We start from the raw sequence: 14723 nt of genomic DNA, 5'->3' as shown, positions 1-14723 counted from the left end.
CGGGGACCCGTGCATGAGTACGCACTCCGCGCAGTAGCGTTCTGGCCATGAGACTCGGTGTCCTCGATGTGGGTTCGAATACCGTCCACCTGCTGGTGGTGGACGCGCATCCCGGCGCGCGCCCGCTGCCCGCGCACTCGCACAAGGCGGAGCTGCGGCTGGCCGAACTCCTCGACGGTGACGGAGCCATCGGCCCCGAGGGGGTGGAACGCCTGGTCACGGTGGTCCAGGAGGCCCTGGAGGCGGCCGAGGACAAGGGTGTGGAGGATGTGCTGCCGTTCGCCACCTCCGCCGTCCGCGAGGCGGCCAACGCCGATGACGTCCTCGCCCGGGTCGCCGAGGAGACCGGGGTGCGGCTCCAGGTGCTCAGCGGTGCGGACGAGGCGCGCCTCACCTTTCTGGCGGCCCGCCGCTGGTTCGGCTGGTCGGCGGGGAAGCTGCTGGTCCTGGACATCGGCGGCGGTTCGCTGGAGATCGCGTACGGGATCGACGAGGAGCCCGACGCGGCCGTCTCGCTGCCACTGGGCGCGGGCCGGCTGACCGCCTCCTGGCTGCCCGGCGACCCGCCCGATCCGGCCGACGTACGGGCCCTGCGGCGCCATGTGCGGACCGAGATCGCCCGCACCGTCGGAGACTTCAGCCGGCACGGCGCCCCGGACCATGTGGTGGCCACCTCCAAGACCTTCAGGCAGCTGGCCAGGATCGCGGGCGCGGCCCGCTCCACCGAGGGCCTGTACGTCCAGCGTCAGCTGACCCGCAAGGCGCTGGAGGAGTGGGTGCCGAAACTGGCCGCCATGCCCGCGGCGGACCGCGCCGGGCTGCCCGGGGTGTCCGAGGGGCGGGCGGCGCAGCTGCTGGCCGGGGCGCTGGTCGCGGAGGGCGCCATGGACCTCTTCGGCGTCGAGGAACTGGAGATCTGCCCCTGGGCGCTGCGCGAGGGCGTCATCCTGCGTCGGCTGGACCATCTGCCGACGTGACGCTCGCCACGGTCGGGATTGGCCGGGAGGGCGCCGGGCGTCTCGCCGACCCCGCTGCGATGTCGCCATGGTCCGGCCATGACCTGTTTGTGAGCACGCCATGACGACGTGCTTCCGACCCGTTCTGCTCGCCGCCCGACCGGTCGCCGTACGCTGTCCCTCGTGACAGAGCCAGTGGTGCGCATCCCGGATGCGAAGGTCGCGCTGTCCACAGCATCGGTCTATCCGGAGTCGACGGCGACGGCGTTCGAGATCGCCGCCCGCCTGGGCTACGACGGTGTCGAGGTCATGGTGTGGACCGATCCGGTCAGCCAGGACATAGAGGCCCTGCGTCGGCTCTCGGACTACCACCGGGTGCCGATCCTCGCCGTGCACGCGCCGTGCCTGCTGATCACCCAGCGGGTGTGGTCCACCGATCCCTGGGTCAAGCTCCAGCGGGCGAGATCGGCGGCCGAGAAACTGGGCGCCTCCACGGTCGTCGTCCACCCGCCCTTCCGGTGGCAGCGTTCCTACGCCCGCGAGTTCGTCCGCGGAATCTGGCGGATGGCGGACGAGACCGATGTGCGGTTCGCGGTCGAGAACATGTACCCCTGGCGCTACCGCGACCGCGAGATGCTCGCCTACGCCCCGGACTGGGACGTCACCAAGGACGACTACCGCCACTTCACGATCGACCTGTCGCACACCGCCACCGCCCGCGCCGACGCGCTCGGCATGGTGGACCGCATGGGCGACCGGCTGGGCCATGTCCACCTCGCGGACGGTCAGGGCTCCAACAAGGACGAGCACCTGGTCCCGGGGCGCGGCTCCCAGCCCTGTGCCGAGCTGCTGGAACGTCTCGCCGCGCAGGGGTTCGACGGCCATGTGGTGGTCGAGGTCAACACCCGGCGTGCGATGTCCACCACCGAGCGCGAGGCCGATCTCGCCGAAGCGCTGGCCTTCACCCGGCTCCATCTGGCCTCCCCGGCCCCGAAGTCCCGCTCCAGCAGGGCGGTGCCCGGCTCATGACCTCCGCCGCGCCCCCGCCCGCCGGTCCGCGCAAGCGCGGCCGCCCGGCCCGCACCGGCGCCGCCGACGGGCCCGCCGCCCGGGACCGGATCCTGACCGCCGCGCGCAACGAGTTCGCCGAGCGCGGCTACGACAAGACCTCCATCCGCGGTATCGCCAAGGCGGCCGAGGTGGACCCCGCGCTGGTGCACCACTACTTCGGCACCAAGGAGCAGGTCTTCGGCGCGGCCATCGAGCTGATCCTGGCCCCCGCGATGGCCGTACCCGAGGTCGTCCAGGGCAGCCGGGAGGCCGCGGGCGAGCGGATGGCCCGCTATATCCTCGGCATCTGGGAGAACCCGGTCACCCGGCTTCCGCTGCTGGCCGTGATGCGCTCGGCACTGACCAACGAGGCCGCCGCCGCGGTGCTGCGCGAGCTGATCGGGCGCCGGGTGCTGCTGCGAATGGCGGGCGAGCTGGATGTACCGGATCCCGCGTTCCGGACCCAGCTGGCGGCGGGACACATGATCGGGATCGCGATGCTTCGCTATCTGATCAAGATGGAGCCGCTGGCCTCCGCCGAGGCGGAGGACATCATCGCCATGGTCGCGCCGACCCTCCAGCGCTATCTCACCGAGGGCTGAGCCGCGGCAAGGGCCGGTCGGCAAGCATCGCGGCACCGGCCGGACCCTTCCGAGGAGTGGGCAGGCCGTCCCGCGATCCGGACGCACTGTCCGGATCGCGGATGTGAGGCGTAGGCTCAGAAGACTCCGATCCACGCGATCCGCACCACGATCGCCATCCGCATGACGAGGGAGCCGAGTACCGTGCCCGAGCTGAGGTCCCGCACCGTCACCCACGGCCGCAACATGGCGGGCGCCCGCGCCCTTATGCAGGCGTCCGGCGTAGCGCGCGAGGACTTCGGCAAGCCCATTGTGGCCGTGGCCAACAGCTTCACCGAGTTCGTGCCCGGTCACACCCACCTCCAGCCGGTCGGCCGGATCGTCAGCGAGGCGATCCACGCGGCGGGCGGCATCCCCCGCGAGTTCAACACCATCGCGGTGGACGACGGCATCGCCATGGGCCACGGCGGGATGCTCTACTCGCTGCCCTCCCGCGACCTGATCGCCGACTCCGTCGAGTACATGGTCGAGGCCCACTGCGCGGACGCGCTGATCTGCATCTCCAACTGCGACAAGATCACGCCCGGGATGCTGATGGCCGCGATGCGGCTCAACATCCCGACCGTCTTCGTCTCCGGCGGCCCCATGGAGGCGGGCCGGGCCACGCTGGTCGACGGCACCGTCCGCAAGCTGGACCTGATCAACGCGATCTCCGACGCGGTCAACGAGAACGTCTCGGACGAGGACATCCTCCGCATCGAGCAGAACGCCTGCCCGACCTGCGGCTCCTGTTCCGGCATGTTCACCGCCAACTCGATGAACTGCCTGACCGAGGCGATGGGCCTCGCCCTCCCCGGCAACGGTTCGGTGCTGGCCACCCACACCGCCCGCAAGGCGCTGTACGAGACCGCGGGCCGCACCGTCGTGGAGATCACCAAGCGCCACTACGAGCAGGACGACCACACCGTGCTGCCGCGCTCCATCGGCTCCCGCGCCGCGTTCGAGAACGCCATGGCGCTCGACATCGCCATGGGCGGCTCGACCAACACGATCCTGCATCTGCTGGCCGCCGCCCAGGAGGCCGGCCTCGACTACGACCTGCGGGACATCGACGAGGTCTCCCGCCGGGTGCCCTGCCTGGCCAAGGTCGCCCCGAACGTCGCCCCCGGCGGTACGTACTACATGGAGGACGTGCACCGAGCGGGCGGTATCCCGGCGATCCTCGGCGAGCTGTTCCGCGGCGGGCTGCTGAACGAGGACGTCCACTCCGTGCACAGCTCCTCGCTCGCCGACTGGCTCAAGACCTGGGACGTGCGCGGCGGTTCTCCGTCGGCCGAGGCCGTCGAGCTGTGGCACGCGGCCCCCGGCTGCCGGCGCTCCGCCACCGCCTTCTCGCAGTCCGAGCGCTGGGACAGCCTGGACACGGACGCCGCGGGCGGCTGCATCCGCGACCTGGAGCACGCCTACTCCAAGGACGGCGGGCTCGCGGTCCTCAAGGGCAATCTGGCCGTCGACGGCTGTGTGGTGAAGACCGCGGGCGTCGACGAGTCGATCTGGACCTTCGAAGGCCCGGCCGTGGTCTGCGAGTCGCAGGAAGAGGCCGTCGACAAGATCCTGAAGAAGCAGGTCACCGAGGGCGACGTGGTGGTCATCCGCTACGAGGGTCCCAAGGGCGGCCCCGGGATGCAGGAGATGCTCTACCCGACCTCCTTCCTCAAGGGCCGCGGTCTGGGCAAGGCATGTGCGCTGATCACCGACGGCCGCTTCTCCGGCGGTACATCGGGTCTGTCCATCGGCCACGCCTCGCCCGAGGCGGCGTCCGGCGGCACCATCGCGCTGGTCCGGGACGGCGACCGGATCCGGATCGACATCCCGGCCCGGTCCATCGAACTCCTGGTGAGCGATGAGGAGCTGGCGGCCCGTCGGGAGGAGCTCGGCGGCGTCTACGCCCCGAAGGACCGCGAGCGCAAGGTGTCCACCGCACTGCGCGCCTATGCGGCGATGGCCACCAGCGCCGACAAGGGCGCCGTGCGCGACATCAGCCAGCTGGGCTGACGGCGCGACATCGGCCGCCTGGGCGGACGGCCGGAAGCCCGGGCGCGTCAGCCCTTCCGGCCGACGTCCGTGCTCGCCACCTCCACCCGTGCGTATCCGTACACCATGGAGAGCGCGTGACGCATCAGCAGCGTCTGCGCCGGGGCGCCGCCCGGGTCGGTACGGGGCTTGCCCCGCCACCGCGCCCGGCCGTCGCCCCCGTCCAGCGCCACCAACCGGCCCGCGGCGGTGGCCAGATGGAGGGTGTCGCGGCGCTCGGAGAAAGCGGGTGAGCCCAGGAACTCCACCTGGGTCGCACGGTGCCACAGCCGCTTGCCGTCCAGCGTGACGGCGACGACCTCGCCGTTCTCCCGGACGAAAGAGAGGGTGCTGTCCACCAGGGCCGGGGTGAGCTGGTCCCCGCTGAGCCCCGGCGGCAGCCTCACCCGGCGCGACGCCCCGCCGTCCGGGTCGAGGGACCGACGAGGACGAGCGCCGCGGTGGCCGCCGCGGCCACCAGCGGCGGCCTCCGGCGCCGCGGACGGCCGACGACCGTGGGTCCCGTGTCCGCGCCCGCTCCGTCACCGCCCGCTCCGTCACCGCCCTCGCCATCGCCCTCATCCGCGGTGACATTGCCGGTGTTGCCGGCGGGCAGGGCGCGCAGCCGCGCCAACAGCACCTCCAGCGCGAGCCGTTCGGCCGCCCTTCCCCTGCCGACCCACGATGCAGCGTCACTGTAGTGCGGCCGGTGGCGGGGCCGGTCAGCGCACCCGGGGGCTCACCAGCCCGCCGGGTTCCGCTCGTCCACCCCGAAGACCGTGCCGTCCGGGGCCGCCGCGAACACCTTGCCGTCCGCCGCCACCGGCGCGGGCACCAGCTCCAGATAGCTCTGCCCGGCACCGCCCGCACGCGGCTCGGTCTGGCCGATCAGCGTGCCCCGCTCGGCGTCCACCGCCAGCAGCCTGCCGTCCGCCGCCGAGAAGTACAGCCGTCCGTCGGTGGCCACCAGCGGTGAGGCATTGGCCACCGAGGTCTCCAGCCGCCAGCCCCGTTCGCCCCGCCCGGTGTCCACGGCCACCAGCCCGCCGTCCGCGCACAGCAGATACACCGCCCCGCCCCGGGTGACCGCGCTGGTCGCGGACACCGGTGTGGTCAGCGCGGACCGCCGTACGGCGCGCCGCCCCGGTTCGTAGCGCACCACGGCGGTGGTACGGGTCCGGCTGTCGGTCTCGGTCATCAGCAGGGCCCCGCGCGGCCCGGCCCCGGCCGGGGTGAGCTGCCCGGTGAAGGCATGCCGCCACCGCGTCGTCCCGCGCACCGTGTCCACCGCGGTGACCAAGGTGCGTGACCCGTCGGGGGAGGTGGTGACGGCGTACCCGGTGCGGCCGTCGCCGTACGCGAAGAAGCTGGGCCGGGCGTGGCCGGGCAGCCGGTGGCGCCAGCGCTCCCGGTTGGTGGCGCCATTGACCGCCCGGACCGTGCCGTCCGCCGCGACCAGCAGCACCGTGTCGCCCGCGGGGTAGACCCGGCCGCCGAACCCGGACACATCACGGCGCCAGCGGACCCGGTGGGTTGCCGGGTCCAGCGCCTCCAGCCGCGCCCCGTCCGGCGACACCACCCGCAGCAGACCGCCGGAGAGCACCGGGGTGCTGGGCACCCCGTCGTCCGAACCGCTCGCCTCGGCCGGACGCGACCACACCACCCGGCCGTCGGCCGGATCCAGCCGCGCGGCCCCGACGGCCCGTCCGGCGCAGTACAGCGCCCCGTCCCCGTACGAGCAGAACGCGGGCCGCGCCGTGCCGGTGCCCGCCGCCCGGCCGCCGCCGAGCGTGGCCCGCCACGGCCGCCACGGTGTGGTGGTGGCCGCGCTGTTCTGCGGATCGCGCCCCGCGTCCGTGTGCGGGCGCGGGCGCGGCTCGTCGAACTGGCGCAGCGCCACGACCGTGCCCGCGGCGAACAGCACGGCGGCCGTGAGCCCGGCCGTCACCCAGCGGCGTACCCTCCGGCGCCGCACCGGGCCGGGGCCGGGAGCCGCCTCCTTGACATGGGTGTCGGTGTCCCCGGCCGCCGTATCGGGGTCCCCGGCGCCGGAGTTGCGGCCGGTGCCCGCGCTGATGCCGGTGCCGGTGCCGTCCTCGCCGGTCGCTCCGGGGCCCGCCCCGCCGTCGGCCGCCCGCTCCCGCACGGCGCCCGCGCCCCCGCCCGGCAGCGACACCGGGTCCGGTGTCCGCTGCGCCGGTACCAGCGGCACCGCGGCGCGCGCCAGCGGCGGCAGCGGCCCGCCCACCGCACGCAACACCGTCATCAGCGCGTCCGGAGTGGGGCGCTCGCGGGGGTCCTTGGCCAGACAGCGCTGGACCAGCGGCAGCAACTCGCCCGGCACCCCGGCGAGATCGGCCTCGTCGTGCACCACCTGGTACGCCACGAGATAGGGGCTCTCGGACTCGAACGGCCCGCGCCCGGTGGCCGCGTGCACCAGCACCGACCCCAGCGCGAACACATCCGCGGCCGGGCCCACCGTACGCGGCCGCTGGAACTGCTCGGGCGCCATGAACGGCGGGGTGCCGATCAACTGCCCCGTCTCGGTGCGAAGTTCACTGTCGGCGGGCCGGGAGATGCCGAAGTCGATGACCTTCGGGCCGTCCGCCGCGAGCAGGACGTTGCTCGGCTTGAGGTCGCGGTGCACCACTCCGGCCCGGTGGATGTCGCGCAGCGCCTCCGCGAGCCCCGCGGCCAGCCGCGCCACCTCGCCCGCCGCCAGCGGGCCGTTCCGCTTGACCTCTTCGGCAAGGGTGGGGGCGGGGATGTACTGGGTGGCCATCCAGGGCCGCGGATCCTCCGGATCGGCGTCCACGACGGGGGCGGTGAAGGCGCCGCTGACCCGACGCGCGGCCGCCACCTCCTGCCGGAACCGCGCCCGGAACTCGGGGTCCTGGGCATAGTCGGCATGCACGACCTTGACCGCGAGCCGCCGCCCCGACGTCGAGCGCGCCAGATGCACCACACCCATGCCGCCCGAGCCGAGGCGTGCCTCGAGCCGATACTGCCCGGCGAACTCCGGATCCTCCGCTTCCGGGTCCGACCCGGGTCTGCGCACCGGCGGCATGCCCACCCCCGTGAAATTCGGCCCCAGTTGCGACTCGGCGAGCCTAGTCGATGACCTGTACGAGCCTTGCTAGCCTCCGCATGTCGTGGCAGGTCACACGACATCCACACAACTCGGAAAAGCAGTTCAACGGGGGAGGGCCCAATGGCCATCGACGACGCCGCCATGGATGAGACCGCTGTCGAGGAGAGCGCGGGGAGCGCCGCGGGGGCGGTGACCTATCCGACCGCACCCGGCCACCAGGTCAATGTCCGCAGCGGTCCCGGCACCCACCACCGACTGATCAAGGTGCTGCCGTACAACACCCGGGTCCCGATCCGCTGTCAGCGGCACGGCCAGAAGGTCTCGGGACCGTACGGCACCACGGACATCTGGGACTGCATCGCGCCCGGTCAGTACGTGTCCGACGCGTATGTGAAGACCGGCAGCGACGGCTTCGTCACCGTGCCCTGCGGCTGACCCGCCGTGCCGTGATCTAGTCGCGCGGGGTGGCGCTCCTGGTGGGTTTCCCGTCCGGCTTCGCGGGTTTCGCGTCCGGCCGCAGCGGGTCCACCGAGAACAGCGTCCCGTCACCGGCCAGCGCCGCCACCGCGCCCCGCACCCGCAGCACCTGCGCCGACCCCGTGCCGCTGGACGGGCTGCGTGCCGCGCCCTGCCAGCGCTCCTTGCCGGTGCGCTGGTCGAGTGCGAGCAACCGGCCGCTGGAGCTGGCCAGATAGACGGTGTTCTCGCGCTCCGACAGCACCGGCGGCCCCAGCCGCTCCACGGTCGTCGCCTCGCTCCACAGCTGCTTTCCGTTCTTCGCGTCGACCGCGGTGACCCTGCCGCTCTCCTGGACGAAGTAGACGCGGTCGTCGAGCAGGGTGGCATCGCCCCGCGCGTTGTCCGGGAACGCCGTCCTGCGGATGGCGCCGGTACGCAGGTCGACCAGGGTCGCGGAGACGTACCTGGTCGGCCCGAAGTCGTCCCCCAGGCGCGGTATCAGCAGCTCATGACCGACCACCCCCAGCGGGTTGTCGACGTCCTTCAGCCGGACCAGCCGCTTCGGGGTACCGTCGCGCGGGTCGAGACGCAGCACGCTGTACCGGACGTGGTCGCCTTCGCCCGTGACATTCTCCGAGCACAGCGCGTACGGCACCTCGTCGTACGCCACGGCCGAGCAGATCTGCCCCCGGGGCACGGGCATCGTCCACAGCCGCTCCCCGGTGGTCGCCTTCCACGCGGTCAGCGAACGGTCACCCGGGTCGCTGACCAGCACTCCGTGGCCGAACACGGCCGTGTCGGTGTTGTCGCTGGTCCGCCGTGACCACTTCTTCCGGCCCGTCTCCGTGTCCAGGCCGACGACCTGGGGGGTGTCGCTCGGGCCGTCGTGCACGATGACGCGTCCGTCCCGCACTCCGATGGGCTGGCTGCCGATGCTCGAATCCTCGGCGTCCGACGACAGGTCCTCGGTACGCCACTCGACGTGCCCCGTCGCTCCGTCCACCCGGACCGCCGAGAAGCCGTAGCCCCCGCAGTACAGGTCGGTGCCGACGCGCTCGCAGCGCCCGAACACCTCGTCGTCGGCGACGGCCGCGCCCTCGGCCCCGGCGTCCCCCGCCACCTCGAACAGCGACAGCTGCCACGGCCGCCAGCCCGCCGGAAGTGCGATCACCCGCTCCGCGCGGGACGGCTGTCCGGCCTCTTCGGCCGCACCACCGGTACGGACCCCGCCGCTGGGGGAGTTCACCAGCGCGACCGTGCCACCGACGAGGGCGAGCGCCGCGGCGCCCGTCACCGCGGCGAGGACCGGCCGGCGCCTGCGGAACCCGTTGAGCGTCGTGGCCCAGGTGCGCTCCGCGCCGCCCCGGCCGCGCCTGCCGCCCTGGGCACCACCGTTCACCCGGACCGGGCCGCTGCCCGGCAGCGCGTCCAGCAGCCGCTCCAGCTCGGCGAGTCCGGGGCGGTCGTCGGGAGCCTTGGCCAGACAGCGCCGGACGACACCGTGCAGCGGCTCGGCCACCTCCTCCAGCGACGGCGGCTCGTACACCACCTGGTACGCCGTCATATACGGGCTTTCGGCGTCGAAGGGGCTGCCCCCGGTCGCCGCGTACACCAGCAGCGCGCCCAGCGAGAACACGTCCGAGGCGGCGGTCACCTCCCGCGGACGGCTCAGCTGCTCGGGCGACATGAACGGCGGAGTGCCCATCACCCGGCCGGTCTCCGTCAGCGCCTGGTTGTCCCCGGCCCGGGATATCCCGAAGTCGATCACGCGCGGACCGTCGGGGGCGATCAGCACATTGGCGGGTTTGAGATCGCGGTGCACCACCCCCACCCGGTGGATGTCGCTCAGCGCTTCGACCAGTCCCAGCGCCAACCGCCGCAGCTCCGCGGCGTCGAGCGGACCGCCGTCGGTCAACCGCTCGGAGAGGGTGGGCCCGGGCACGTAGAGGGTGGCCATCCAGGGGCGTTCGGCCTCCGGGTCGGCGTCCACGACGGGGGCGGTGAAGGCGCCGCTGACCCGCCGCGCGGCCGCCACCTCCTGCCGGAAGCGGGTGCGGAACTCGTCGTTCTCGGCGAACTGCTGGTGTACGACCTTGACCGCGACCTGACGGCCAGAGGCGGAGCGCGCGAGGTAGACGACTCCCATCCCGCCGGAGCCGAGCCGGTCCTCCAGCGCGTAGTCCCCGATCCTCTCCGGATCCCCGGCGCTGAGCGGCATGGTCATCCCTCCCCTCGAGTGCCTGTGCGTCCGTGCGTAGGCGTGGTCGTCCGGGTCCCACTGGCCCCATCGGACCCACCGGCCCCCGGACACCTCAGACTAGAGGGCGCGTCAGGCGGGCGGCAGGGCGATGGCGATCCCCGTCCCCGCGCGGGCGCCGGGCGGCTCCCGGGACACGGCCGTGCCGGTACGGACACCCGGCCGGGGCGGTACGCACGAGGGCCCCCGGCGCACCAGGCACCGGGGGCCGTCAGAAGAGTGCGGCGGTGCTACGCCAGGATCTTGCGCTCCTCGGGGGCCTCGGGGGCCTCGGGAGCGTCGGGGGACCCGGGCGTCTCGGAGCCGCGCGCGGCCGTGGCCCCCGCCTCATGGCTGACCACCGCGTTGTGCCGTTCGGTCCAGGTGGCCAGCGCCATACCGCAGGCGTGGTCCACATGGCGCAGCCCGCTCAGGTCCAGCTCCACCACTCGCTCCCGCGGCAGCGCCTCCAGTTCGTCGACCAGCTTGGGCAGCCGCAGGAAGGTGGCGTTGCCCAGCACCCGGACGCGGACCGGCGTGCTGTCCTCGTCGTCGAGCCCGCGGACCTCCACATGGACGTGCGAGGTCTCCCAGGCCGTCTTGGCCACGGCCATCAGCAGACCGATGACAACGCCCTCGAACATGTTCGTGATCACGATCGACCCCGCGGTCACCATGAGCACCACCGCCTCACCGCGGTGTTCCTTCCACAGCGGAACCAGGTCCTTGACCGGGATCAGCTTCCAGCCCGCGTGCACCAGCACACCCGCCAGCGCCGCCACCGGGATGACGCCGAGCGCCGAGGGGAAGAGCACCGCGAAGACCAGCAGCCACACACCGTGCAGCACCCGCGACACCTTCGTCTTCGCGCCGGCCCGCACATTGGCCGCGCTGCGCACGATCACCGCGGTCATCGGCAGCGCGCCCAGGGCACCGCACAGCGCGTTGCCCGCGCCCTGCGCCATGAGCTCCTTGTCGTAGTCCGTCCGCGGACCGTCGTGCAGCCGGTCGACGGCGGCGGCGCTGAAGAGGCTCTCGGCCGAGGCGATCAGCGTGAAGGCCAGGATGGTCCCGATGACGCCGACCTCGGCCAGCGCCGCGAACTCACTGCCACCGGGCGGCTGCACCGCCTCCAGCAGTCCCTGGACCTCGACCTTGGCCACGGGCAGGTCGAGCGCCACGGTCGCGGTCGTCATGAGGGCCACCGCCGCCAGCGGAGCGGGGAGGACCTTGGCCCCCCGGTGGAAGCGCGGCCACAGGATCAGCACCGCGATCGTCCCGGCGCCCACGGCCACCGCCTTCAGCGCGGTGCCGGAACCGGCCGCATCGGCGATCAGCTCGGGAATGCCGCCGATCTTGCCGAGACCGCTGCTCGGGGCCTTGGCGTCGGCGAGCGCGTACAGCTGTCCGGCGATCAGCACCAGGCCGATGCCCGCGAGCATGCCCTGCACCACCGCGACCGAGATCGCGCGGAACCAGCGGCCCAGGCGCAGCGCGCCCATCGCCAGCTGGAGCAGCCCGGCCGCCAGGACGAGGACGCCCAGGGCGGCGAGGCCGTATTTCTCGACCGCCTCGTAGACGAGGACGGTCAGCCCGGCGGCGGGGCCGCTGACCTGAAGGCTGCTGCCCGGCAGGAAGCCGGTCACCAGCCCGCCGACGATGCCGGTGATCAGGCCGAGTTCGGCCGGTACACCGGAGGCCACGGCCACGCCCACGCACAGGGGCACTGCGACGAGGAAGACGACGAGGGATGCGGTGAAGTCGGCACGGAGTGTTCCGGTGGGTGTTCCGGTGCCGGGTCCGGAGCCGGGTGAGGAGCCTCCGGCAGCACGAAAACGATCAAGGATCTTTCGCATGAGGGTTGCCTCCAGAGCGCCCCGTCGACCTGCGCACAGGCAGCCGGGGGCGCGGCATAGCGCCACGTCAGTGGGATCGATGGAATCGGTCGCTGGCGGTTGGATCGCTTGCTGAAGAGAAAGCGTGAGAGCTGTGTGTCGTTGAGCGGCACCGCCGGGCTACGACGGCGTAGCTCTCAGCAGCGGAAGATCTGAAGGAGAACGGGCAGCTCGCCCGATCTCACCAGGGGAACGGTCCGGCGTCCGGTGAGGGCTGTGGTGACGGCGGTACGGGGTGCCGACGGCACCGCATCGCATCCGCACACACATCCGTATTTGCCGCTCGGCGTGGGAGCGGTGAACGGGGCCCGTCCGCCACGGAGCCCGTGGCAGTCCTCTGCCCCGGTGTCATGGTGAGAGGAGATGGTCCCGACGGCCGGCCGGATATCGGCGGACACGGTCGTATGGATGGTCTCGGGGTGGGTGACCTGCGCGGAGGCGCAGTCTGCCGCGATGAAGAGGGCGACTAAGACGGAAACGACGGCAAGCAGTCCGCGTGCGGCGTTCCGAATCGTCCTCACCATCGCCCCCCTCCCGCACGTATCGACACCGACTCCCATTGTCCCCAGAAGGGCGTGACCATTTGCAAGTCGATATGTAACTGAATTGTGAACGCGGGATTATCGAACAGGAGGATCGGACTCCGTTCACCCCGGCGAGCGCTGGCGCGATCCGGCCACCCCCGTGCGCCGGACGGCAAGGTAAAAATTAATTCATCGAACAGTGAATAAATCGTCGGCGAGCCCCACGGACCATGGGAGGATGGCGGAGTACGCCCTGATGGACGCGACACGCCCAGCTGCGTTCCTTCGCTCCATACCGCTGCCCACCGCAAGGCATGAGGAGAGCCGCACCATGACGGAGAAGGTCGCCGTGCTCGGCACGGGAAAGATCGGCGAAGCCCTTCTCAGCGGAATGATCCGGGGCGGCTGGTCGCCGTCCGATCTGCTGGTCACCGCCCGCCGACCGGAGCGCGCCGAAGAGCTGCGATCCCGCCACGGCGTCGAGGCCGTCTCGAACGCCGAGGCTGCCAAGTACGCCGACACCCTCATCCTCACCGTCAAGCCGCAGGACATGGGGACCCTTCTGGACGAGCTGGCCCCGCACGTCCCCGTCGACCGGCTGGTCATCTCCGGCGCCGCGGGCATCCCCACCTCCTTCTTCGAGGAGCGGCTGGCCGCGGGCACCCCGGTCGTCCGGGTCATGACCAACACCCCCGCCCTGGTGGACGAGGCCATGTCGGTGATCTCGGCCGGCAGCCACGCCACGGAGGAGCACCTCGCCCACGCCGAGGCGATCTTCGGCGGCGTCGGCAAGACCCTCCGCGTCCCCGAGTCCCAGCAGGACGCCGCCACCGCCCTGTCCGGCTCCGGCCCCGCCTACTTCTACTTCCTCGTCGAGGCCATGACCGACGCGGGCATCCTGCTCGGCCTGCCCCGCGACAAGGCCCATGACCTCATCGTCCAGGCGGCCATCGGCGCGGCGGTGATGCTCCGCGACAGCGGTGAGCACCCGGTCAAGCTGCGCGAAGCCGTGACCTCCCCGGCGGGCACCACCATCAACGCCATCCGTGAACTGGAGAGCCACGGCGTGCGTGCCGCCCTCATCGCCGCCCTGGAGGCGGCCCGCGACCGCAGCCGCGAGCTCGCCTCCGGCAACGGCTGACTCACGCGGGCGGCAGCAGCCCCACCGCCGCGTACGCCGCGTCCACCCGTGGCCGCGCCAGTCCCCGCGCCCGCTCCGCCCCGGCCCGCAGCACCCCGTCCACATAAGAGGTGTCGGCACACAGCTCCGCGTGCCGGGCGCGGATCGGCCGCAGCAGCTCCACCACCGCCTCGGCCACCGCACCCTTCAGAGCCCCGTACGAGGTGAACTGCTCGGCCAGCACCCCCGGCTTGTCACCGGTGCACGAGGCGAGCACATCCAGCAGATTGGCCACCCCCGGCCGCTCCACCGGGTCGTACACCACGTCGGTCCCGCTGTCCGTCACGGCACGCATGATCTTCTTGCGGACCACATCCGTCTCGTCGAGCAGATAGACGATCCCCGCCGTCTCGGCGTGCGACTTCCCCATCTTCGACAGCGGGTCCTGGAGGTCCATCACCCGCGCGGCCACCGAGGGGCGCGTTGCCCGCGGCACGGTGAAGACGGTCCCGTACCGCTGGTTGAACCGCTGCGCCAGGTCCCGGGCCAGTTCCACGTGCTGCACCTGGTCGTCGCCGACCGGTACCTCGTCCGTGCCGAACGCCAGGATGTCGGCCGCCATCAGCGCCGGGTAGGTGAGCAGCGACAGCCGTACGCTACCGCCCCGGGCCCGCTCCCGCGCGGTCTTCTCCTTGTACTGGATCATCCGCCGCATCTCGCCGTCGGCCGCGGTGCACT

General features: G+C 72.4%; 12 protein-coding genes (1 of these 12 cut by a window edge). 6 read left to right on the top strand and 6 right to left on the bottom strand.

Annotated features, from left to right (window positions below):
- The first annotated feature begins 47 nt into the window (after nucleotides 1-47).
- The 4 genes from HUT19_RS18065 (at nucleotide 48) to ilvD (ending at nucleotide 4642) form a co-directional block, all read left to right on the top strand.
- The gene (locus tag HUT19_RS18065) at nucleotides 48-977 is read left to right on the top strand and encodes a Ppx/GppA phosphatase family protein (protein ID WP_176181479.1); all 930 of its coding nucleotides are present in this window, start codon (nucleotides 48-50) and stop codon (nucleotides 975-977) included.
- 162 nt (nucleotides 978-1139) lie between these two features.
- Nucleotides 1140-1985 (top strand): sugar phosphate isomerase/epimerase, encoded by an 846-nt coding sequence (locus tag HUT19_RS18060; protein ID WP_176181478.1) that lies wholly within the window; start codon nucleotides 1140-1142, stop codon nucleotides 1983-1985.
- Entirely contained in the window at nucleotides 1982-2608 is a 627-nt protein-coding gene (locus tag HUT19_RS18055) for a TetR/AcrR family transcriptional regulator (RefSeq protein ID WP_176181477.1), read from the top strand. Before HUT19_RS18060 ends, HUT19_RS18055 begins: the two co-directional genes overlap by 4 nt.
- Before the next feature lie 183 nt (nucleotides 2609-2791).
- Nucleotides 2792-4642, top strand: coding sequence for a dihydroxy-acid dehydratase (gene ilvD, locus HUT19_RS18050; RefSeq protein ID WP_176181476.1), 1851 nt, complete (start codon nucleotides 2792-2794; stop codon nucleotides 4640-4642).
- A 47-nt stretch (nucleotides 4643-4689) separates the two neighbouring features.
- Here the strand turns inward: ilvD and HUT19_RS18045 are convergent, their stop codons facing one another.
- The 3 genes from HUT19_RS18045 to HUT19_RS18035 form a co-directional block, all read right to left on the bottom strand.
- Nucleotides 4690-5067 carry a PQQ-binding-like beta-propeller repeat protein gene (locus HUT19_RS18045; protein WP_176181475.1) on the bottom strand — a complete coding sequence of 126 codons (378 nt, stop codon included), beginning with the start codon at nucleotides 5065-5067 and terminating at the stop codon, nucleotides 4690-4692.
- Complete coding sequence (locus HUT19_RS18040) at nucleotides 5064-5294, bottom strand: hypothetical protein (protein ID WP_176181474.1); 231 nt, start codon at nucleotides 5292-5294, stop codon at nucleotides 5064-5066. The genes HUT19_RS18045 and HUT19_RS18040 overlap by 4 nt, the downstream gene beginning before the upstream one ends.
- Before the next feature lie 105 nt (nucleotides 5295-5399).
- Nucleotides 5400-7727: a serine/threonine-protein kinase gene (locus HUT19_RS18035; RefSeq protein WP_176187003.1), complete on the bottom strand. Its 2328-nt coding sequence runs from the start codon at nucleotides 7725-7727 to the stop codon at nucleotides 5400-5402.
- 144 nt (nucleotides 7728-7871) lie between these two features.
- Between HUT19_RS18035 and HUT19_RS18030 the strand changes: the two genes are divergently transcribed.
- A complete protein-coding gene (locus tag HUT19_RS18030; RefSeq protein WP_176181473.1) occupies nucleotides 7872-8186 on the top strand; it encodes an SH3 domain-containing protein in 315 nt (104 codons plus the stop codon).
- Between the two features lie 16 nt (nucleotides 8187-8202).
- On the opposite strand, the gene HUT19_RS18025 is transcribed toward HUT19_RS18030, so the two are convergent.
- Nucleotides 8203-10428, bottom strand: a complete 2226-nt coding sequence (locus tag HUT19_RS18025; RefSeq protein WP_176181472.1) for a PQQ-binding-like beta-propeller repeat protein — start codon at nucleotides 10426-10428, stop codon at nucleotides 8203-8205.
- A gap of 269 nt (nucleotides 10429-10697) precedes the next feature.
- Nucleotides 10698-12302, bottom strand: a complete 1605-nt coding sequence (locus tag HUT19_RS18020; protein WP_176181471.1) for a SulP family inorganic anion transporter — start codon at nucleotides 12300-12302, stop codon at nucleotides 10698-10700.
- Between the two features lie 894 nt (nucleotides 12303-13196).
- Between HUT19_RS18020 and proC the strand changes: the two genes are divergently transcribed.
- The gene (gene proC / locus HUT19_RS18015; RefSeq protein WP_176181470.1) at nucleotides 13197-14006 is read left to right on the top strand and encodes a pyrroline-5-carboxylate reductase; all 810 of its coding nucleotides are present in this window, start codon (nucleotides 13197-13199) and stop codon (nucleotides 14004-14006) included.
- Nucleotide 14007: 1 nt separating this feature from the next.
- On the opposite strand, the gene trpS is transcribed toward proC, so the two are convergent.
- On the bottom strand, nucleotides 14008-14723 hold the 3' portion of the coding sequence (trpS, locus tag HUT19_RS18010) for a tryptophan--tRNA ligase (protein WP_176181469.1). The gene runs 307 nt beyond the window's last position; 716 of the gene's 1023 nt are visible here — the last part of the coding sequence; the start codon falls outside the window, past its right edge; it ends in the stop codon at nucleotides 14008-14010.

Origin of the sequence: Streptomyces sp. NA02950, assembly GCF_013364155.1 — a bacterium.
Taxonomy (GTDB): Bacteria; Actinomycetota; Actinomycetes; order Streptomycetales; family Streptomycetaceae; genus Streptomyces.
This window is presented reverse-complemented; position numbering and strand designations above follow the sequence as displayed.

Coding starts and splice junctions, on each gene's coding strand:
- HUT19_RS18065 (WP_176181479.1), top strand. CDS start 48: ATGAGACTCGGTGTCCTCGATGTGGGTTCGAATACCGTCCACCTGCTG.
- HUT19_RS18055 (WP_176181477.1), top strand. CDS start 1,982: ATGACCTCCGCCGCGCCCCCGCCCGCCGGTCCGCGCAAGCGCGGCCGC.
- HUT19_RS18035 (WP_176187003.1), bottom strand. CDS start 7,727: ATGCCGCCGGTGCGCAGACCCGGGTCGGACCCGGAAGCGGAGGATCCG.
- HUT19_RS18030 (WP_176181473.1), top strand. CDS start 7,872: ATGGCCATCGACGACGCCGCCATGGATGAGACCGCTGTCGAGGAGAGC.
- HUT19_RS18025 (WP_176181472.1), bottom strand. CDS start 10,428: ATGCCGCTCAGCGCCGGGGATCCGGAGAGGATCGGGGACTACGCGCTG.
- HUT19_RS18020 (WP_176181471.1), bottom strand. CDS start 12,302: ATGCGAAAGATCCTTGATCGTTTTCGTGCTGCCGGAGGCTCCTCACCC.
- proC (WP_176181470.1), top strand. CDS start 13,197: ATGACGGAGAAGGTCGCCGTGCTCGGCACGGGAAAGATCGGCGAAGCC.